We start from the raw sequence: 17901 nt of genomic DNA on the forward strand, positions 1-17901 counted from the left end.
TCCTAATGGAGTGAGTTTGTGCGTTGCTGTTCGTCATTTCGACTGAGCATCTGCGCCTGCAATAGGCAGCTTTGCGGGCTTTTTGATGCTGAGGAAATAGACAAAAACCAGGGTGAGAGCCACGAAAAATAAGCTGTCAGGGCTCGTGATGAACGTCAGAGGATTGCCGTTCGAAATGGCCAATGAACGGCGGAAAAATTCTTCGAGGTTGGGCCCTAGGATGAACCCCAGGACAAGGGTGATGATGGGGAAGCCGTTCTTGCGCATGCAGAAAGTGAGCACACCCATGGCCAGCGCAACCGCCATCTGAAAGACGGAGTAGGTCGACACAAAGCTGCCCAGCACTGCCAGCAAGGCAATTGCGCCGTAGAGCACACCCCTAGGGATGGCTACCACCTTGACGAAATACGGACCCAGCAGGTACATGGTCAATGGAATCAGGATGACCGCACTGAAGAGCAGGGAAGACAACATGGGGGCGATCAATTCAGCCTGGTTGCTCATCAGCTGGGGACCGGGTTGAATGCCGTTGATGACCAGCACGCCGAGCATGATCGCCATCACCGGGTCGCCAGGAATGCCGAACGTCAGCGTCGGCACCAGCGCCCCTCCACAAACAGCGTTGTTCGCGGTTTCGGCGGCTGCAATGCCTTTCGGATTGCCTTTGCCGAAGCTACCAGGGTTCTTGGACGTGCGAACCGCTTCGACATACGCGAGAAAGCTGCCCATCGATCCGCCTGCACCCGGCAGAACTCCGACCGCGTAGCCAATCAGGCTGGACTTGATATAGCACCCCCAGCCGACTTCTTTGATCTGTGACAACGGTGGAAAGAAGTCGCGCCTGCGGATCGTAACTTTGCTAAGCGCACCGACGATCTTGCGGGCGGCTTGTTGATCACCCGCTTGCATCAGAATTTCGCTGATCGCAAAAGCCCCGATGATTACGGGCATCAGATCGATGCCGCTGGTGAGGTCGCTCAGGCCGAACGTGAAACGGGCCAAGGGCTCTACGCCGTCCAGCCCCATGGTCGCGAGCATCATGCCCATGCAGGCAGCGAGCGCTGCCTTGAGGATTTTTCCGCGCTCTGAAATGACGATCACTACGATCGCAAAAGCCAGCAGAGAGAATTTGCCACTGGTCTTGACCAGCAGCGAGATCTCCGCGACCAGTGGCGCCATCAGGATCAAGAGAATGCAACCAAAAGCTCCACCCACCATGGAGCCAAAGGCCGCATGGCCCAAAGCCAAGGCGCCCTTGCCTTGCTGTTGCATGGGGTAGCCGTCGAGCGCGGTCATCATGGACGACGGCGCTCCCGGGATGTTGACGGTGATCGCGGTGATGCTGCCGCCACACATGCCCGCCATGTAGATGCTTGCACAGGCCATCAAGGCGGTGGTCACATCGAGGCTGTAGGTGAGCGGCAGCAAGAGTGCCAACGCCAAAGTGGCAGTGAGCCCCGGTATCGCAGCAAACACGGTACCAATCAGGAAGCCGAGCACAACGTAAAGAAGGGTCAGGGGATCAAGGAGCATGCCGAAGCCGCTCCCAACAAGGCCAATGAATTCCATAATTTATCCCCACAAAGTCGGCAATCGAACGCCAAACAATTGTTCAAAGACGACGTAGCCGAAGGCAACAATGGCGGCCGATGTGGCGAGCTTGGAAAGCCACCTATCGGGGGCTGAAAAGATCACGATGATGGCGAAGACAAACACCATCGAAGACAGCACATAGCCCAAGGTCGTGAACAGTGCGATGTAGATCGAAATCGCCACGATCGTCAGCACGGCTGGCTTGATCGACGAAGCATCCTCTACCGCTGCAGCGCCGTTGTCCGACGTTTCCGCTTCGGTATCCGGTGGTGCTTGCTCCCTGACGGATTTGATGGTCAGGATGAGACTGAACAGCGTTGACAGCGCACCCAAGACCTGCGGAACGAAAGAGGGGCGAATGCCTGCATCCACAACGGGCGCACCCATCCTGATGGCTTCAATCAGGTAGATAACCGAAACCACCAGAACGAATAACGGAAAAATCGATTTTTTATTCAAAGTCATCTGAATGAACCTCCACCCTGCCTCGGGCCTGAACCCAGGCAGGGCCTTGTGTGGTTTAAAGGCTCAAGTCATCCATGACTTTGAAGGTGGTTTTCTGCAGTTGATCGATCCACTGCTGCACGCCAGCCGAGCCCAACCAGCTAGGCGTCACACCAATGGTGCCCAACCAGGTCTGGAACTCTTTGCTGTCGTAAGCCTGTTTGAAAGAGGCTTCGAGCTTGACGATGGCTTCTTTGGGCGTGCCCTTGGGAGCAGCAAGAAGAATGAAGCTGCCGGTTTCAAGTTCGTAGCCCAGCTTGCTGATGGGCGGAACATTCGGGAACGACGGATTCTGCTCGGATGACAATTCCACGACACCCATGGCATCGCCAGATGAAATGATGCCGCTGAAGTCGCCCAGGCTGGAAATCGCTGCATCGAGTTCGCCCGACAGCAATGCCTCGGCTTCCGCGCTGGAAGACCCAGCGTAGCTGATCACATTGAAGGTCACTCCCGTCATTTTCTCCAGGCGGCGGACCGCGAGAAAAGGTCCGGAACCCTTGGGTGCAACGCCGACGCGTACCGAATTGGGCTTGGCCTTCGCTGCGGCAATCAGCTCCTGGAAGCTTTTGAATCCAGACTTTTTCGAGACCACAATCGCATCGGCTTCTTTGGTGATTCTGGCGATCGGCGTCATTTTCTCCAGCGAGTAGCCTGGAACCATCTTGCCGCGCGGCAAGGTAATGACGCTGTCGTAGGTCAGCACACCAATGGTGTGACCGTCTGGCCTGGCCTTGCTCATCTGCATGAGGCCGGTGGCCGTCACAGCGCCTCCGATGTTCTCAACGTAGATGGATTTGCCCAGGCTCTTTTCGGCGATCTGACCGATCTTGCGTGAAATGCCATCGGCGCCACCACCGGCTGGCCATGGCACGATAAGGCGGATGTCTCGCGCAGGGAAATCGGCCGCAATAGCCGAGGCAGCGAACACACAATGGGCTGCCGCAATGATGATGCCGGTCTTCAAGGATTTGATGAACATGATGTCTCCGATAGTTTTAGAAATATGGGCAGCGTGTGGCTACCCGGTACGGGAAACGGGTGGGTAGCCTGTGTCAGGCTTTGGACTGGGTGTACGCATCAAGGGCAGCTTCGTTGGGTGGATACAGACCAATTACGGCTTCGCCTGCACCCACTTTGCCCAAAACGTAGGTTTCGAATTGCTCCATCTTTGAAGCCTCTTCTGCAATCTCGTCCACGATTTCGAGGGGAATGACGATGACGCCATCGCCATCGCCCACGAGCACGTCGCCAGGGAAGACCGGAACCCCCCCACAGCCAATTGGCACCTGAATGTCTACGCCATGGTGTTTGGTCAGGTTGGTGGGGGCACTGGGTTTCGCACAGAAGATGGGCAGAGCCATCTCGGAGGCATCGTCGAAATCCCGAATACCTGCGTCTGAAACGAAGCCAGCGCATTGGCGGACCTGCAGGCGCGTGAGGAGAATGCTGCCGGCCGATGCGGCGCTGGCATCCTGCCGACAATCGGACACGAGGATCATGCCGGCCGGCACCGTTTCCACGGCCAGACGCTGCGGGTGTTTGGGGTCTTTGAATGCCGCGACGGTGTCGAGATCTTCTCTGGCGGGGATGTAGCGCAAGGTGAACGCCTGTCCCACCATCTTCAGCTTCGCGGTGTTCATCCGGCTTACGCCCTGGATGTAGGTGTTCCGAAGACCCTTCTTGAACAAGGCGGTGTGCAAGGTCGCGGTGGACACCCGTTCCAGGGACTTTTTCGTGGAGTCTTTGAGGGACTCGAATGTGTAGGTGGCGCTCATGGATTGATCCTTCTTTCTAAATGGATGGAAGTGGTGTGTAGGGGCCGTCGATCGACGGTGCCGAGGGCGAAGAGAAAGCGGCTGTAGCAGGTTCGCCGAGGTTCGACGCCCAAAAAATCGCGGACTATCGTCTGCGAAGAGTCGGGAAAAAAACCGAGGGCAAAGGCTGGCCCGACCAAGGCTGCACGACGAACAGTCGGTGCGAAGAGCCTTCGAGGTTGCGGATGGGGCGCAACTCATTGCTCGCCATCGGACGAACAGGCCTGGCTTCGTGGTGGCAGGCTATCGCGCATCGAGTTGATGGGATGTCATGGATCAAGGTCGGCTCCTTCGCACAAAGGCGTTGTCTCTTGGCTCTACTTTTTTATTTCGGATGAGCTGCGCTGCCGTTGCAGTCTCTATCGATGGATCGGAATATATGTTGTCTTACCAATGATGTCAATAACAAAGAATAGGTATTACAACTGGTGATGGTCACGATCCAAGCCAACCGATGACTGTTGCTGATCAGCCCCCAAGTGTTCGATCCAGGGTGCAGCAGGACATCGCCGCAGTGACCGAGGTATTTACAGCGCTGGTGCCAGACTGCCCGCGTGCGCGCTGCGGTTCTCCAGTGAAAAGTCATCCGACACTTCGCTACCGCTGCTGTGAAATGTCCATCGTTGAGTGATGGACATCCTTGAAGAGGAGTGCCGGCTTCGTCACACGGCGCATGAGTGTTGCATCGGTTGGTTCGCTACCGACACCAACTTAGGGCGGGCTTGAGTACCACTGGTTGCCTTTCTTGGTCTGGTGCATCTCAGGATCGCGCTCGCCGCTGTTGTTCTTGGTCGAACTGGGTGCGGCAATCAAGGTGGCATCGACCACCGTGCCACTTTGAGCAACAGACCTTTGGCGGTCACAGTGGCCAGGGCCTGGAGGCCCAAATCGTTGGCTTCGATCAGATGGCGGAATCGAAGAATGGGGCTCTCATCGGGCAAGTTGTTTTCACCCGCATCAAGTTCTGCAAACTCACGAAACAGGGGGCGTGTCGTACATCGCCTCTTCCATCGCCGGGTCAGAGAGGTTGAACCATTGCTCCTGAGATCGCGAAGTGCCGGTCCCCTTGGCGGGAAAGAGTCGCTCGACACTTCGTACGGCCCATCGCTGCCGAGTGGCCGCTGCTGAAGGTGCAGCGGTCGGCCGCCTTGCAGGATGACGAATGGCAGGTCCCAGCGGCGGCTGTCATCCGGCTGCAGAACCTGACCGGCTGCAGTCAGCCTTCATGCGACCTTCGTTTTTTTCAAGTTCGGCTGTGCAGCGGTTGCAACCTTTGATGTTGCCCCCGTGAATTCACGGTTTGGGCTTCACAGCTGCGTCCTTGCGGCTCAATGTACCCTCAGCACCTCAAACCGCTGTCGGACTGGAGCGACTTGTATCGACACCTCATCACCCTCGCATTTACCCAGCATGGCCCTGCCCAAAGGGGATTCGCTGCTGATGACCTGAACGAGCTGAGCGCCGCTGACCAACTTCATGCTGCCCCCCTCCGGGCCGAGGAAGAGCTGTTTCTGCTTGTCCTCGGAATCGACCAGGCAGACCAGCGCGCCGAGCTGTATACCTATGCTGGCGTCGTAGGGGCTCGGGCGGAATTGGCGCCAATGGGCCATCACCTGGCTTATGGCTGCGGCGCGACGAGCTTGGCCGGTGGCCAGGTAGGCGGCTTCGAGTCCCAAAGTGTCGTATTTGTTTTCAGCGATGTTTTCTTCGTGAGTCGCCGTTTCATGGGCCGCCCGCACTGCCTGTTCGGCTTGCAGCAGGTCTTCGGCGAGCCGTTCCAGCACCTGCTGCTGCAGCAAGAATTTATCCATGATGAAAGATCGGTCTATCGAACAAGTGGGGGCAGGCCTTGATTATGAAGGGCTCCACCAGCCTTCGACGCTTCTGTTGGCTGCAGGTCAACTTCAGCCATGGGTGGTTCCGCCGGTGGACAGGAGCAGCAGGAGTCATCCGAGGGCAGATGGGTAGGCTGCGCTGCGCGAGTGACCGGTCAGGGAGGCGGATTCAGAGTGTTGCATCGACCGGTTGAATCCGCCGAAGCACAGTTGCCGTTGCTCGATCGCCGTCGCTGGTGAGAAAACCTCTGAAGCAAACCAAACAACCCATGGCGGCCAACACGACAGCTCAAAGACATTCGCCATTTGACTTGCTCGCATGTATCGTATTGGTGCAGCGTGCTAGAGGGTTTCTTGGTGTGGCAACCGAGAACAAGCGGTGGGGCAATAATGCTCAACTGACGACCTGAATCCTTAACCGCTCGGGTAGCCAACATTTGTGGAAGTATCTGAATGCGCATCCTGCTGGCCGAAGATGAACGCGAACTCGCGCAATGGCTCGTGCGGGCTCTCCATCAAAGCGACTTTCAGGTCGACTGGGTTGACGACGGCCGCATGGTTAGGCACAGCGTCAAGGCAACGCGTTACGACGCACTGATCCTGGATCTGGGCCTGCCAGGGCTGGGCGGACACGAGGTTCTGGCCGATCTGCGCGAGGCCGACGAACGCCTGCCGATACTGATTTTGACTGCGCGCGATTCGTTGATCGAGCGGGTCAGCAGCTTGCGCGAAGGCGCCGACGATTTCCTCGCCAAACCTTTTGAGCTGGAGGAACTGGAAGCCCGTCTGATGGCGCTGATCCGGCGTGCCCGAGGGAGTGATCACCCCCGCTTTGCCTGCGGGGCGCTGACCTACGACGCTGCCAGCAAGCAGTTCACCTTGCAGCACGAAACGCTGCCACTGACGCCACGCGAACACGCTGTATTGCGTGCCTTGATCCAGCGCAGCGGTGAACCCATGACCAAACATGAAATTCTGGACCGCGTGTTCTCGGACGAGCAAGACGTCAACCCAGAGGCGGTCGAAGTGCTGGTGCACCGATTGCGAAAGCGGCTGGCACACAGCACAGTTCGCATCACCACCCTTCGCGGGTTGGGTTACGTGCTGGAGGGCGACGCGTGAACTTGACAAGGCTGCATCGCATGGGCCTGCGGCGAACCTTGCTGTTGGTGCTGTTTCCGGGCCTGATGCTGGTTGCAGCGGCTCAACTCTGGCTGGCCTGGCGTACCTCCGTGGATGCAGCAAATTCGGCATACGACCGTTCGCTTTTGGGCGCCATCAAGTCGATGGATGCAAACATCTCTACCGCCAGCGGGGGGCTCGGTGTCGAGCTGCCTTACATCATGCTCGAGTTCTTTCAATTGACGGCCAGCGGGCAGGTTTTCTATCGGGTGGCAACGGAGGATGGATTGATCGAAATTGGCAGCCCCGACTTGCCAGCCCCGCCGAATGTCCTGGCCACCGGCAAGCCTCAGTTCAGTGATGCCGTCTACTTCGGCGAGCCGGTTCGGATCGGTTCCTACGCGCGCCTGCTGGACCGCCCGCTTTCAGGCCACGCAAGCGCTCAGCGTGTGATCATTCAGGTTGCGGAGACACTGGAATCCCGTCATGAGTTCACCCGCGCACTGGTGTTGCAGGCAGTGGCACGCGATGTGATTCTGATTCTGACGGCGACCATCTTGCTGGTCCTGGCTGTGGGTTGGGCGTTGCGGCCCTTGGCGCATTTGCGCAATGCGGTGGTGGCCCGAAAGACCGAGGATTTGACGCCCATTTCGGCTCCCGACATTCCTGCCGACGTGCAGCCGCTGGTTGATGCGATCAATTTTCACATTGAGCGCAACCGCCGAATGGTCGAAGCTAGGCGGCGCTTTGTCGACGATGCCTCGCATCAGCTTCGAACGCCATTGGCCACTTTGGCCACGCAGATCGCCTACGCATTGCGTGAACCCGATCAGGACAAGCTGCGAGGTGCTGTGGCGGCCATCCGGCTGCAACTGGATGAAACGGTGCGCCAGACCAACCAGATGCTTGCGTTGGCGCGGGCCGAGAGTGCCGAGTTTGTGGTCGAACACATCGATGCCGGCGAACTGGCCCTTGAGGTGACCCAGAAGTGGTGGAGTGAATCCCGCGATCGGGGCGTCGACCTGGGCATCGAGCAGACAGACCAAGCGCTGCCGGTACTGGCCCAGTCAGGTTTGTTGAAGGAGGCCCTGTCTAACCTGGTTCACAACGCGTTGCGTTACACCCCCAGGGGTGGACAGGTGACCGTGCAAGTATCGCGACAGGGAGCAACGGCTTTGATTGCTGTGGTGGACAACGGGCCTGGCATTCCGGAAACGGAGCTGAGCCGTGCCGGCGAGCGGTTTTTTCGCGGCAGCAACATGAGCGAGCCAGGGACGGGTCTGGGTCTGGCGATTGTCCGGTCGATCACCGAACGGCTGGGTGGCTCCTTGCTGCTTGCTCCCGGCGAGGAAGGGCGCGGGCTGGTCGCGACCATCACCCTTCCCCTGGTCGGGCCAGCGTCGCAAGCCTAGGGTTACCCCGTATGTTTTCGCGTATTTTCTGAAAGCTGCTTGAAAGCGCCGCCTCGGTAAAGTTTCTGCATCCCCGGCGATTCCACGTTTTTGGGGACTCACCAACAACCGATGGAGACTTTCCGATGAATTTCAAATTTCCCATGATGGCCCTTGTCCTTGCTTGCTCAGCCGTTTCCGCAACGGCAGGCCCGCTGGACAAAACTGAATGCATTGCCCCCGCGAAACCGGGTGGTGGTTTTGACCTGACCTGCAAGCTGGTACAGACCGCGCTGCTAGACGGAAAGTACATCGCCGACCCTATGCGTGTGACCTACATGCCCGGTGGCATTGGCGCCGTTGCCTACAATTCCGTGATTGCTCAGCGCCCGGATGAGAACAACACCATTGTTGCGTTCTCGGGTGGTTCGCTGCTGAACTTGGCTCAAGGAAAATTTGGTCGCTACAACGAGAACGATGTCCGCTGGTTGTCGGCGATTGGTGCAGATTTCGGCGCGATCATTGTCAGCGAAAGCTCGCCCTACAAAACTTTGAAAGACGTGCTGGCAGCCGTGAAGGCCGATCCGACCAAGGTGGTGTTCGGCGCGGGAGGCACTGTGGGGAGCCAGGACTGGATGAAAGCCGCGCTGACCGCCAAGGCCGCCGGCGTTGACCCCAGGGCCATGCGTTTTGTTGCCTTCGAAGGCGGTGGCGAAGCCATCACCGCATTGCAAGGCGGTCACATTCACGTCTACTCGGGCGATGCGTCTGAGGCAGTTCAGCAGCAGCTCGCAGGTTCGAAGATCCGCGTGCTGGCGGTGATGGCTGACAAGCGTCTTCCGGGTGCATTGGCTTCGATTCCGACAGCAAAAGAACAGGGTGCCGATATCCAGTGGCCCATCATCCGCGGCTTTTACATGGGGCCAAAGGTCAGCGATACCGACTTCAAGACCTGGAGCGACACCTTCAAGAAAATGATGGCCACGCCCGCATACGAGAAGCTGCGTGCAGAGCGCGGATTGTTCCCGTTTGATTTGGTCGGTGCAGAAGCCGATGCCTACGCGAAGAAGCGGGTCGGTGAGTACCGCCTGCTGGCGCAAGAATTCGGTTTGGCTGTCACGCCCCCCGCCAAGTAACCCTCGCCTGACATGGGCGGTCGATCGACGATCGCGCCGCCCATGCATGCCCTCGAAATGGCAGTTGGCCCACTCGGAGCCGAATCCGCTGCCGTCCACTTAAGAGAGATTTTCATGAGTGATCGCATCCTCGGGGCGGCATGTGTTGTGCTCGCCATTGCAATGGCGTGGTTTGCGCAAGCCTACGCACCACCCATTTCGTATGAACCCGTCGGGCCTCGAGCGTTCCCTCGCTTGCTGGCGGGTTTGATGGCCATTGGTGGGGCGTGGCTGGTCTTCAAGCCATCCTTCGTCGAGAACCCGTTTCAAGGCGGCGCAATCAAGCTCATCGCCTTGAGTGTTGTGACCGTCTTTTTCTATGCGTTTCTTTTTCAGGTGTTGGGCTTCACCTTCGCAACGGCCTTGATGGCGGTGCCTGTGGGCATGGCTTTCGGCGGCACCTGGCGCCAGTCTTTGCTCGGCGGTGCCGGGCTCGGCATCGGTCTGTTCCTGCTGTTTGACAAGGCACTCGATGTCGTGTTGCCGACCGGCATTCTCAGTTTCATTCTCGGGGGCCGCTGATGGACACCTTGCAACACCTCTTTGCCGGCTTTGTCGTCGCGCTGTCATTGCAAAACCTGCTGGTTGCCGCGCTCGGCGCCTTCTTGGGCACCGTGGTGGGCATGTTGCCCGGCCTGGGTCCGATCAATGGCGTTGCCATCTTGATGCCGCTGGCCTTCGCGCTCAAATTGCCTCCTGAAACGGCCTTGATCCTGCTCGCGGCGGTCTATGTTGGCTGTGAGTACGGTGGGCGCATTTCGTCCATCTTGTTGAACGTCCCCGGGGACGCCGGCGCCATCATGACCACGCTGGATGGATACCCTCTTGCGCGCAAGGGCATGGGAGGGGTTGCATTGTCGCTCTCAGCCTGGAGTTCTTTTGTCGGATCTATCGTCGCGACCATCGGCATTGTGGCGTTTGCCCCCTTGCTCGCGCGCTGGGCACTGGCCTTCGGCCCAGCTGAATACTTCGCGTTGATGTGTTTTGCTTTCGCCTGTATTGCTGGCCTGATGGGCGACGCGCCGATGAAGGCGGCGCTGGCTGCCGTCATCGGCCTCTCGCTCTCAACCATCGGGCTTGACTCCAATTCGGGGGTCTACCGCTTCACCGGCGGCGACGTGCACCTGTCTGACGGCATCCAGTTCATCGTCGTTGTCATCGGCGTGTTTTCGATCAGCGAGATTCTGCTGATGCTTGAGTACCAGTTCAGCAGCGCGGGCATGATCAAAGAAACGGGCCGCAATCTGTTTAACTGGGTCGAGATGAAATTCACCTGGTGGGCTACCTTGCGTTCGAGCGTGGTCGGATTCGTGGTTGGTGTACTGCCTGGTGCTGGCGCGACCATTGCCAGCGCGATGACCTACTCAATGGAAAAGCGCATGGCCGGCGACAGCGGCACCTTTGGCGAAGGCGATCTTCGTGGGCTGGCAGCGCCCGAAGCTGCGAACAACGCATCGGCAGCCGGATCATTTGTTCCCATGCTCACACTGGGTGTGCCCGGCTCGGGCACCACGGCGGTGATGGTTGGTGCACTCTCGCTGTACAACATCACGCCAGGGCCGGCACTGTTCACACAGCAACCCGGACTGGTCTGGGGCCTGATCGCGTCATTGTTTATCGCCAACGTCATGCTGCTGTTCATCAACATTCCTCTGGTCGGTGTGTTCACCAGAGTGCTGCGCGTTCCGAACTGGATGCTGGTGCCGGGCATCCTGGCGGTGAGCACAGTCGGCGTTTACGCGGTGCATGCGACCACGTTTGACCTGATGCTGATGGCCGGGTTTGGCCTGGTGGGGTATTTGCTGCGCAAGCAAGGTGTTCCGATGGCCCCGCTGATTCTCGGCTTCGTTCTGGGCGACATGATGGAGCAAAACTTGCGACGTGCCCTGTCCATCACCAATGGCGAGTTCGGCATCTTGTTCGAGAGCCCGATAGCGATTGGCCTCTGGGTTTGCGCCGCTGCGATGGTCATCCTGCCTCCAGTGATTCGCAAGTTGAGCAAATCGAAGGCACAGAACTTGACGTCTTGATCATCAGCAAGGCTGACTCTGATTCGTTCTCGCTGCACAGGGTTTAGAGCACTTCTATGCTGAGCAGAGGGGATCCTCGATTCGAGGAAACGCTCGAACTCGCTGATCTCGCGTCTGACGTCCAAGGTTTGACTCAGCCCGCTTTCAGCTGGCGTGTGCGACCCGGTACCGCCACCCGTTTGAAAACTGAGCAAGGCTTCATAGTTTGTGGGTGGTTCTCGAATCTGCCAGGCGCTGCTCAATGCCTGGTGGCTGCTTCTGAGCGTTCATCGCACCGGGTGGCCACTTGGCTGTTACAGCTTTGCCTAGTAGAGCGGTCCGCCGGTTCGAAAAGTACCACCGCCTGCTAGGGGTCGAGAGCTCCAGTTCACCATTAGCGTGAACAGTCGTTCCAGCGATCTTGTCTGCCTGGCACCTGTCATGTGACCGGTCTGGGGGGCGGATTCAACCGGTCGCTCGGGTCCTTGTTCAGCGAATGACAGGTTACATAACTCGCGAACGTTCAGGCGTCAAATTCCTATGTCTGGACCCAGCCTTGAGCCGACCTTGGCTGCACCTCGGTGAACTGCCGTTCATGGCCGACAGTGTGAGTACGAAGCGGCTCCGGGAATCTGACTTCCGGTGCGACGACCCTGCCGGCCAAAGTCAGCTTGCGGCATATCCAAGGGAAACTCTTGACAACGCTGTTCACTGTAGAAGCCAAGCTCAGCGTTCGATGATCAACCTGCAGCCGTCTCCGCAATCAGCACATCGGCCGGGATGCCCAGGCTCTTGTGCAGTCTGCGGATCATGGCCAGCGTCAGCGGGCGCTTGCGGCTCAGGACCTCGTAGACGCGGTTGCTTTTGCCAATGATCGGCTCAAGATCTTTGACGGACAGACCGCTCTGATCCATCCGGAATTTGATGGCTTCCACTGGATCAGGCGCGGTGATAGGTACGTGCTTGGCCTCGTAGGCCTGCACCAGCGTGGCCAGAATGTCCAGACGATCGCCCTCCGGCGTGCCCAGATCAGGGTCGGAATCCATCAAGGCTGAAATTTCTTTGAGAGTGGCCTTGTAGTCTGCTTCGGTGTGGATAGGGCGGATGTCCATGTTTTCCTCCGTGGCCGGTCAGGCCATTTCAACGGTTTCTGCGTCCACTGCGCCGTACTCCTTGTGGGTGCCGACAAACTTCACGTAGACGATCTGTAACTTGTACGCAATGGCCACGATCAGCCGATAGTCATTGCCTTTGATATTGAAGACCACGCGACGGTTCTTCAGCACGCTGGCGCTGCGGTACTGCAGCTTGATGTCAGCCGGCTGGGTCCAGGTCGCACTCGTGGCTTCCTCGTACCAAGCCTTCAGCGGCTGCCCGGCGTCGGGATAGCGCACCCAGAAGGCCCGAAGGGTAGACACGGCAATCACTCGCATCAGTCGAAGTGTAGTCCCAAAATGGGACTTGGGCAAGCGGCATCCAGGCGCGGCGGGTGATCAAGGCGTCCAAGATTGGCTGTGAATGGGCGTGTTTGCGGTTGTCCGATCTGGCGCAGCGTTGGTCAGCCGGATTTCCGAAATGCCCGTTTGGTACAGGTGGGCACCCATGTTGGGGGGCAGACAAAAACTTGGACGACCAGGACATCGTCCAAGTTTTTGTATGAAGATCGCATAGCAATCCACGTTTTCATCCGCGCCCCCAGTGGGTCAAGCTTCCATCGGCGCCAACAGCTGTGCCATCTTGTCCACACGGGATGTGGCTTAGGCTGTTGATAACTTGATGAACAACTGCCAGAGGGCCCGTATCCACTGGCTTTGCGGATGGTGCCTAAAGATTGGGCAGACAGCTGCCTGATCTGCACTTTTAGAAAAGGCTGTTCCGATGACCGGCCCACAAAACACCGGGCGTTTCGGAGTACGTGGGCGCTTGAATCGCCGCCCGGATCCGACAGGGCCCACCGGGTGACCGTCCTGGGCACCCTCAACGGCAGAAATGGCTTGGCATCGGTTCATGTGGCCGGTGCTGACCACGCGGGTCCGATGTGTACATGGGTGGGAGATGGCGGCGGCAAAGGCGCAGGCCTCACCACAGGGCTTCGTGATCGGTTGCGCCGGTGGCATGCGTGCGACCCGCCGGCCAGGCGGACATCGGGTGTCAGGAATTTGGTGCAATCCCAGCAGACAGTGAGGAAAGATGATCGATCTGAAACAACTTCAATTTGAAGTGACCAAGGCCGCTTTGCAGTTGGCCATCTGGGAGTTTTTGAGCTATGTAGCCTTCATGGTGGTGCTGTACTTCGTGGTGAAAGCCGCCGTCCGCGATGGTGTGAATGAGTCCCGAATGGGCGTTGCGCGTGAACGCCGTGGCGGGCGGGACCCCGAAGGATGGGGTCACCCCGTGGAAGTGGCCAAGGTTCGAGATGTGGCCGACAAAATGCCACCCTTTCGAGCCGACTGATTGGCCCTTGACGGCGGCCCCATTCGGGTGACAACCCGCCTCTGTGATCGGCCCTCGGGCACCAGGAAGCGCGTCAATCCTTGAAATGGGCTCGGAATGACCACCACGCCAGGTCAGGCGCGGTGTTTCAGTGCTTTGTCGACCCTAGAAGGAAAAATGCTTCACGGTTTGGACGGGTGACTGGGGCGCTGCGTTTTCTTTCGATCTTCATTTTTTGTGGGAGGTCGTTGAAATGAAGGCTGCCAGCCAAAGCACTCCCTGCAATCTGCACGCGCCCACGGATCAGCGGCTTTTGGGGGCCGTGGGTGACGTTGCCATGCTCAGGGCTTGTTTCATCCAGGTCGTGGTCGGTGTATCGGTGGCGAGCATTTGGGCGATGGTGGTGTGGGCCTGTTCGGTTTGCTGGGTTTGGCTTGCCGCGTCGATGGCGAGTCGGTGGGTCTCCTGCACGTCCAGGCCGGTGAGTTCGTAACCGTGGCCGGTCGACATCCAATGCAGGGCGGCCAGGGCGCACTGCATCGCAAAGGCTGGTTGGCTGGTGAGGTGGTCGCGTGCGGCGCGGTTCAATGTCTTGGGGTCACACGGTGAGGCCCAGGCCAAGCGGGTGGCCTGATCGAACAGTTTCAGCGTCTTGGCGGTGGCGAACCACTTGCCGGGCGCAGTGGGTGTGGAGGCGACCAGGTGTGAAAGCAGCTTGTCCTTGGCCAGTTCGGGGTACTTTTTGGCGAGGGCCCTGAACGTCGCGAGGTGTGTGTGGGCCTGGTTGGCCCTCAGCGCGTACTGGTCGAAGGCCTCGGTCCGCCGGCCGGCCTTGAGCAGCAGGTCTTCGGCAAAGCGGGCGAGGGCTTCTTCGCTGTTGGTGTTGATGCCCGCTCGATCGCGGGCATAGGCGATGGCCTCGTCGATCCGGGCACTGGCGGCCAGGACGCGCGCGCCCCAGATCAGGTAGGGCCAGATCGGGTGGCGGTCTTGGCTCAGCAGTTGCAGGATTTCCTCATGGCGGCCGGCCTTGAACAGGGCGCTGTAGCACAGGCTGGTGCCGGCAAAGTAGGCAAACGTACCGCTGGCGCGCTCGCTCAGAACGTGGTGCTGGCTGGGCAGCAGTTGGTCACTCCAGTCCGAGGCCAAGTCCGACGTGGCGCACAGGTCGCCCCAGTGATCACCGAGGGATTCGATGTAGGGGGGATCGTCTTGCTGGAAGGCCTCATACAGACGGTCCAGCCATTGCTTGCGCACGGGGGGGCTCACCGGTGCGCTGCTGATCAGCGGCGCCAGTTCTTGCACGGCGGCATGGGTGGCGTTGCCCAGGGCACCCGACGAGCTGTCGATCTGGCACAGGGCGGGCGAGAGCTTTTCCAGGAGGAGCACGGCCCCTTCGCCCGCACGGGCGGGGTCGATCCGGGCTGCCGCCCGGATCTCGATCAGCGCCTCATGGATGCGGTCAATGGCGAGCCGGGAGGCTTTCCAGCCGAAGGCACCCCGGCGAAAGCGGGTGCGGAAGGCCCAAGGGGTGGCGGCAGCGGTTGTGGTGGGGGCTTTTGTCATGGCGCGTGGCGGTTTGGGTGGTCTGCTGGTTGTCGGTGGCGTTGGCTGGCATGCCAGCGGGCATGGTGCCCGAGCGGGGCGGGGCGGTCGAGTGCGGGGTGGCGCCATGGCGGGCATTCGGAGCATACAAACATTGGTGTGTTGCGTGTTTTCAGCGCGTCCCGGCGTGCCGCCGTCGGGCTCTGCGGGCTGCGCCCCGCGCCTTTGCGCGTCGCGGCCATGCGGCTGCGATCCCTGACGCCTTCGGCCGTCGGTGGGGCCCCGGCCTGCGCGTTGCGCTTGCCCATCTCACGCGGGCAGGTGTGGTGGGCTGGCTTGCTGTTCCCTTCATCCTTGCACACCGTTCTCGCCGTCAAGGTCTGCGCGCCCTGTGGGCGCTGGCGGCCATGCGGCCGTCTTCGAACCTTTGACCGCTGCGCTGCGGTGTGCCGGTTTCGGTCTCGGGCCATCCCGCCCGATCACTGGAGCTTGTCATGCAGCACGATCTGTTTTCTTCCCTCGATTCTTTTCAGGCCATCTCGGTGGCCGCTTCTTCTTCCTTGTTGGTGCGCGATGTCGCGGGCGGGTACCGTGCGGCCGAAGCCGACGAGGCATTGGCGTCGACTTGGAGCATGCCAAGGGCGGGCAGCGAGAGTGGTAACTGAAGCTAGAAAACGCGAACAATACCCAAGGTATGGACACAATTGAGCAAAACATCAGTATTTCAGCCTCAATGCCATGGACATCAGGAGTTTTGCAAATATTGATTCCTGCAGCGAAGTTACCAGCATGTCCATGAGCAGCTACTCGTGGGTAGCGTGTACCCGCGCGAGGTGGTGCGCGATGCGCTGCTGCGCAACAGCTCGGCTTTGCTGCTGGTGCACAACCATCCCTCGGGTGTGGCCGATCCGTCAAAGGCGGACGAGTTTCTGACGCAGACGCTCAAGGCTGCGGCGGCCCTGATCGATGTGCGGGTGCTGGACCACTTCATCGTGGCGGGCAGTGCGGTGCAATCGATGGCAGAAAAGGGTCTGGTCTGACCCATGGGCCTTCGGGCCCATTTTTGTTTTGTATTCAACAGCGCGCGGTGCGCGAGCACAGGGGAGGGCTGAGCATGGCCGGATCCCCTGTTCGCCTATCCTCGCACCGACTGCTTTGTCACTCCGAGTGACAAGTCGACTGGGTTTGCCATAATGCAGCGCAAATGCGATACACTGAGTTTATGAAAACCGCCACCATCCCCTCCGTTCGGGTGGACCCCGAGTTTCGGGCCGAGGTCGAGTCGCTGCTCGGCGACGGCGAGACGCTCTCCGAATTCGTCGAGGCCTCGGTGCGGGCCACCGTGCAGCGCCGGCGTGTTCAGGCCGAGTTCATTGCCCGCGGCCTGCGCTCGCGCGACGAAGCCCAACGCACCGGTGACTATGTCGAAGCTGATGTTGTGATCGATCAATTGCAGCGCAAGCTGGACGCCGCGCGCACACGCATCGCGAAGACAAAGCCGTGAGCTTTCGGGTTCGCTTCACCCGCGAGGCCCAGGCAGACCTCGAACGGTTGTTCGATTTCGTGCTGGAGCGGGAGCTGGCGCGCGACAGCGGCGATCTGGCCTTGCCCGAACGGGCTTTGCTGGCCATTCGCGCCGGCGTTGCCACCTTGCAGACTTCGCCCTTCACCTGCCGCAAGGCGGGGCAAAGCCCGTTCTTGCGAGAGCTGATCATTCCGTTTGGGCGAACGGGTTATGTCGCCTTGTTCGAGATCGAGGGCGCCGCCGATGTGGTCGTCACCGCTTTGCGCCATCAGCTCGAAGACGACTACCACTGATCCGTTGCGCATGGCGATTGAGCGCTGCCCTTGACGCAGGTGTGGCAACGCAACCAACCCGTGAACGGGGCTGGCTTTGTCCATCGGAGTGACAAGTCTGCGGTTCAGCGCTACCCCGCCAATATCAACAGGTGAGTCGCGTCAGGCATGTCTGGACGCAGCCTGTGTTGTCACTCCGAGTGACAAACAGCGGCGCAGCCAAGCTCTGCGGTCGATGGGCGGGGCGCTTCAGGCCATCCTGAACGGGGACTCTGTTGTCACGCCGAGTGACAAACCGCGGTTCAGCCAATCCCTGCACTCGATGGACGCTCTGGGTATCGAAGATTTCAACATTGCTTTGGCACTGATCCCAGCCTGGCGAAGGCAACACCTCCGGACACAAAAAGAGTCCTTGCTGAAGCTGGCTTCCGTCATCGCACAAAAAAGTTTTGTTCCTAAGCCGATTCAAGTACGTGAAGAATCAGTTGGCCCACTCCCCAGGCGAGGACTGATCGGAGAAGGCGCTGCAAGTTGGTCGGCCGGGGTTGCACACTGACCCCAGTTGGTGGGTTCGAACATAGGTTGTTGGAACGTTACATTGATGGTGTGCAAGGGGTAACGAGTTCGAATCCCACCGCAGCGACTATTTATCTCAAAAGCCCGTCACCGAAAGGTGACGG

18 protein-coding genes and 1 pseudogene are annotated in these 17901 nt (G+C 59.4%); 10 read left to right on the forward strand and 9 right to left on the reverse strand.

Translation table 11 applies throughout. The features are described 5' to 3' along the window. Positions 1 to 33 precede the first annotated feature (33 nt). From E5678_RS03455 to E5678_RS03480, 6 genes and pseudogenes are all read right to left on the reverse strand, one after another. Positions 34 to 1533 (reverse strand): tripartite tricarboxylate transporter permease, encoded by a 1500-nt coding sequence (locus tag E5678_RS03455; protein ID WP_210731979.1) that lies wholly within the window; start codon positions 1531 to 1533, stop codon positions 34 to 36. A gap of 39 nt (positions 1534 to 1572) precedes the next feature. After that, positions 1573 to 2058: a tripartite tricarboxylate transporter TctB family protein gene (locus tag E5678_RS03460; protein WP_136177232.1), complete on the reverse strand. Its 486-nt coding sequence runs from the start codon at positions 2056 to 2058 to the stop codon at positions 1573 to 1575. 55 nt (positions 2059 to 2113) lie between these two features. Continuing rightward, positions 2114 to 3079, reverse strand: a complete 966-nt coding sequence (locus tag E5678_RS03465; protein ID WP_136177233.1) for a tripartite tricarboxylate transporter substrate binding protein — start codon at positions 3077 to 3079, stop codon at positions 2114 to 2116. A gap of 73 nt (positions 3080 to 3152) precedes the next feature. After that, positions 3153 to 3875 carry a ribonuclease activity regulator RraA gene (locus E5678_RS03470; protein WP_136177234.1) on the reverse strand — a complete coding sequence of 241 codons (723 nt, stop codon included), beginning with the start codon at positions 3873 to 3875 and terminating at the stop codon, positions 3153 to 3155. Positions 3876 to 4643: 768 nt separating this feature from the next. After that, positions 4644 to 4955, reverse strand: a pseudogene (locus E5678_RS03475) (transposase); the annotation flags it as partial. A gap of 287 nt (positions 4956 to 5242) precedes the next feature. Next, the gene (locus E5678_RS03480; RefSeq protein ID WP_136177235.1) at positions 5243 to 5725 is read right to left on the reverse strand and encodes a GreA/GreB family elongation factor; all 483 of its coding nucleotides are present in this window, start codon (positions 5723 to 5725) and stop codon (positions 5243 to 5245) included. A 477-nt stretch (positions 5726 to 6202) separates the two neighbouring features. On the opposite strand from E5678_RS03480, the gene E5678_RS03485 reads away from it, so the two are divergent. From E5678_RS03485 to E5678_RS03505, 5 genes are all read left to right on the forward strand, one after another. Next, complete coding sequence (locus tag E5678_RS03485; protein WP_136177236.1) at positions 6203 to 6871, forward strand: response regulator; 669 nt, start codon at positions 6203 to 6205, stop codon at positions 6869 to 6871. Continuing rightward, positions 6868 to 8283, forward strand: coding sequence for a sensor histidine kinase (locus E5678_RS03490; protein ID WP_136177237.1), 1416 nt, complete (start codon positions 6868 to 6870; stop codon positions 8281 to 8283). Before E5678_RS03485 ends, E5678_RS03490 begins: the two co-directional genes overlap by 4 nt. A gap of 143 nt (positions 8284 to 8426) precedes the next feature. Beyond that, a complete protein-coding gene (locus tag E5678_RS03495) occupies positions 8427 to 9398 on the forward strand; it encodes a tripartite tricarboxylate transporter substrate binding protein (protein ID WP_136180613.1) in 972 nt (323 codons plus the stop codon). A gap of 114 nt (positions 9399 to 9512) precedes the next feature. Continuing rightward, on the forward strand, positions 9513 to 9959 hold the full coding sequence (locus E5678_RS03500; RefSeq protein WP_136177238.1) for a tripartite tricarboxylate transporter TctB family protein: 447 nt from the start codon (positions 9513 to 9515) through the stop codon (positions 9957 to 9959). Continuing rightward, entirely contained in the window at positions 9959 to 11467 is a 1509-nt protein-coding gene (locus tag E5678_RS03505; RefSeq protein WP_136177239.1) for a tripartite tricarboxylate transporter permease, read from the forward strand. Before E5678_RS03500 ends, E5678_RS03505 begins: the two co-directional genes overlap by 1 nt. Before the next feature lie 719 nt (positions 11468 to 12186). Here the strand turns inward: E5678_RS03505 and E5678_RS03510 are convergent. Further along, positions 12187 to 12558 carry a transcriptional regulator gene (locus tag E5678_RS03510; protein ID WP_136177240.1) on the reverse strand — a complete coding sequence of 124 codons (372 nt, stop codon included), beginning with the start codon at positions 12556 to 12558 and terminating at the stop codon, positions 12187 to 12189. Between the two features lie 18 nt (positions 12559 to 12576). After that, entirely contained in the window at positions 12577 to 12879 is a 303-nt protein-coding gene (locus E5678_RS03515; protein ID WP_136177241.1) for a type II toxin-antitoxin system HigB family toxin, read from the reverse strand. Between the two features lie 757 nt (positions 12880 to 13636). On the opposite strand from E5678_RS03515, the gene E5678_RS03520 reads away from it, so the two are divergent. Further along, the gene (locus tag E5678_RS03520) at positions 13637 to 13900 is read left to right on the forward strand and encodes a hypothetical protein (RefSeq protein ID WP_136177242.1); all 264 of its coding nucleotides are present in this window, start codon (positions 13637 to 13639) and stop codon (positions 13898 to 13900) included. A gap of 282 nt (positions 13901 to 14182) precedes the next feature. Here E5678_RS03520 and E5678_RS03525 read toward each other — a convergent pair whose 3' ends face one another. Continuing rightward, on the reverse strand, positions 14183 to 15445 hold the full coding sequence (locus E5678_RS03525; RefSeq protein ID WP_136177243.1) for a hypothetical protein: 1263 nt from the start codon (positions 15443 to 15445) through the stop codon (positions 14183 to 14185). Positions 15446 to 15918: 473 nt separating this feature from the next. Between E5678_RS03525 and E5678_RS22235 the strand changes: the two genes are divergently transcribed. The 4 genes from E5678_RS22235 to E5678_RS03540 all read left to right on the forward strand — a co-directional run bounded on the left by E5678_RS22235 (position 15919) and on the right by E5678_RS03540 (position 17242). After that, complete coding sequence (locus tag E5678_RS22235; protein ID WP_168708480.1) at positions 15919 to 16089, forward strand: hypothetical protein; 171 nt, start codon at positions 15919 to 15921, stop codon at positions 16087 to 16089. Positions 16090 to 16233: 144 nt separating this feature from the next. Then, a complete protein-coding gene (locus E5678_RS03530) occupies positions 16234 to 16464 on the forward strand; it encodes a JAB domain-containing protein (RefSeq protein ID WP_247596902.1) in 231 nt (76 codons plus the stop codon). Between the two features lie 182 nt (positions 16465 to 16646). After that, positions 16647 to 16928, forward strand: coding sequence for a YlcI/YnfO family protein (locus E5678_RS03535; protein WP_136177245.1), 282 nt, complete (start codon positions 16647 to 16649; stop codon positions 16926 to 16928). Continuing rightward, a complete protein-coding gene (locus tag E5678_RS03540) occupies positions 16925 to 17242 on the forward strand; it encodes a type II toxin-antitoxin system RelE/ParE family toxin (protein ID WP_136177246.1) in 318 nt (105 codons plus the stop codon). Before E5678_RS03535 ends, E5678_RS03540 begins: the two co-directional genes overlap by 4 nt. Positions 17243 to 17901: the final 659 nt, after the last annotated feature.

It is taken from the genome of Hydrogenophaga sp. PAMC20947 (assembly GCF_004795855.1).
Classification (GTDB): Bacteria; Pseudomonadota; Gammaproteobacteria; order Burkholderiales; family Burkholderiaceae_C; genus Hydrogenophaga.

What these genes read in the sequence shown, in the direction of transcription:
- E5678_RS03455 (WP_210731979.1), bottom strand. Translation starts at nt 1,533, where the DNA reads ATGCTCCTTGATCCCCTGACCCTTCTTTACGTTGTGCTCGGCTTCCTG.
- E5678_RS03510 (WP_136177240.1), bottom strand. Translation starts at nt 12,558, where the DNA reads ATGGACATCCGCCCTATCCACACCGAAGCAGACTACAAGGCCACTCTC.
- E5678_RS03525 (WP_136177243.1), bottom strand. Translation starts at nt 15,445, where the DNA reads ATGACAAAAGCCCCCACCACAACCGCTGCCGCCACCCCTTGGGCCTTC.
- E5678_RS03485 (WP_136177236.1), top strand. Translation starts at nt 6,203, where the DNA reads ATGCGCATCCTGCTGGCCGAAGATGAACGCGAACTCGCGCAATGGCTC.
- E5678_RS03480 (WP_136177235.1), bottom strand. Translation starts at nt 5,725, where the DNA reads ATGGATAAATTCTTGCTGCAGCAGCAGGTGCTGGAACGGCTCGCCGAA.
- E5678_RS03515 (WP_136177241.1), bottom strand. Translation starts at nt 12,879, where the DNA reads ATGCGAGTGATTGCCGTGTCTACCCTTCGGGCCTTCTGGGTGCGCTAT.
- E5678_RS03520 (WP_136177242.1), top strand. Translation starts at nt 13,637, where the DNA reads ATGATCGATCTGAAACAACTTCAATTTGAAGTGACCAAGGCCGCTTTG.
- E5678_RS22235 (WP_168708480.1), top strand. Translation starts at nt 15,919, where the DNA reads ATGCAGCACGATCTGTTTTCTTCCCTCGATTCTTTTCAGGCCATCTCG.
- E5678_RS03465 (WP_136177233.1), bottom strand. Translation starts at nt 3,079, where the DNA reads ATGTTCATCAAATCCTTGAAGACCGGCATCATCATTGCGGCAGCCCAT.
- E5678_RS03535 (WP_136177245.1), top strand. Translation starts at nt 16,647, where the DNA reads ATGAAAACCGCCACCATCCCCTCCGTTCGGGTGGACCCCGAGTTTCGG.
- E5678_RS03500 (WP_136177238.1), top strand. Translation starts at nt 9,513, where the DNA reads ATGAGTGATCGCATCCTCGGGGCGGCATGTGTTGTGCTCGCCATTGCA.
- E5678_RS03505 (WP_136177239.1), top strand. Translation starts at nt 9,959, where the DNA reads ATGGACACCTTGCAACACCTCTTTGCCGGCTTTGTCGTCGCGCTGTCA.
- E5678_RS03460 (WP_136177232.1), bottom strand. Translation starts at nt 2,058, where the DNA reads ATGACTTTGAATAAAAAATCGATTTTTCCGTTATTCGTTCTGGTGGTT.
- E5678_RS03470 (WP_136177234.1), bottom strand. Translation starts at nt 3,875, where the DNA reads ATGAGCGCCACCTACACATTCGAGTCCCTCAAAGACTCCACGAAAAAG.
- E5678_RS03495 (WP_136180613.1), top strand. Translation starts at nt 8,427, where the DNA reads ATGATGGCCCTTGTCCTTGCTTGCTCAGCCGTTTCCGCAACGGCAGGC.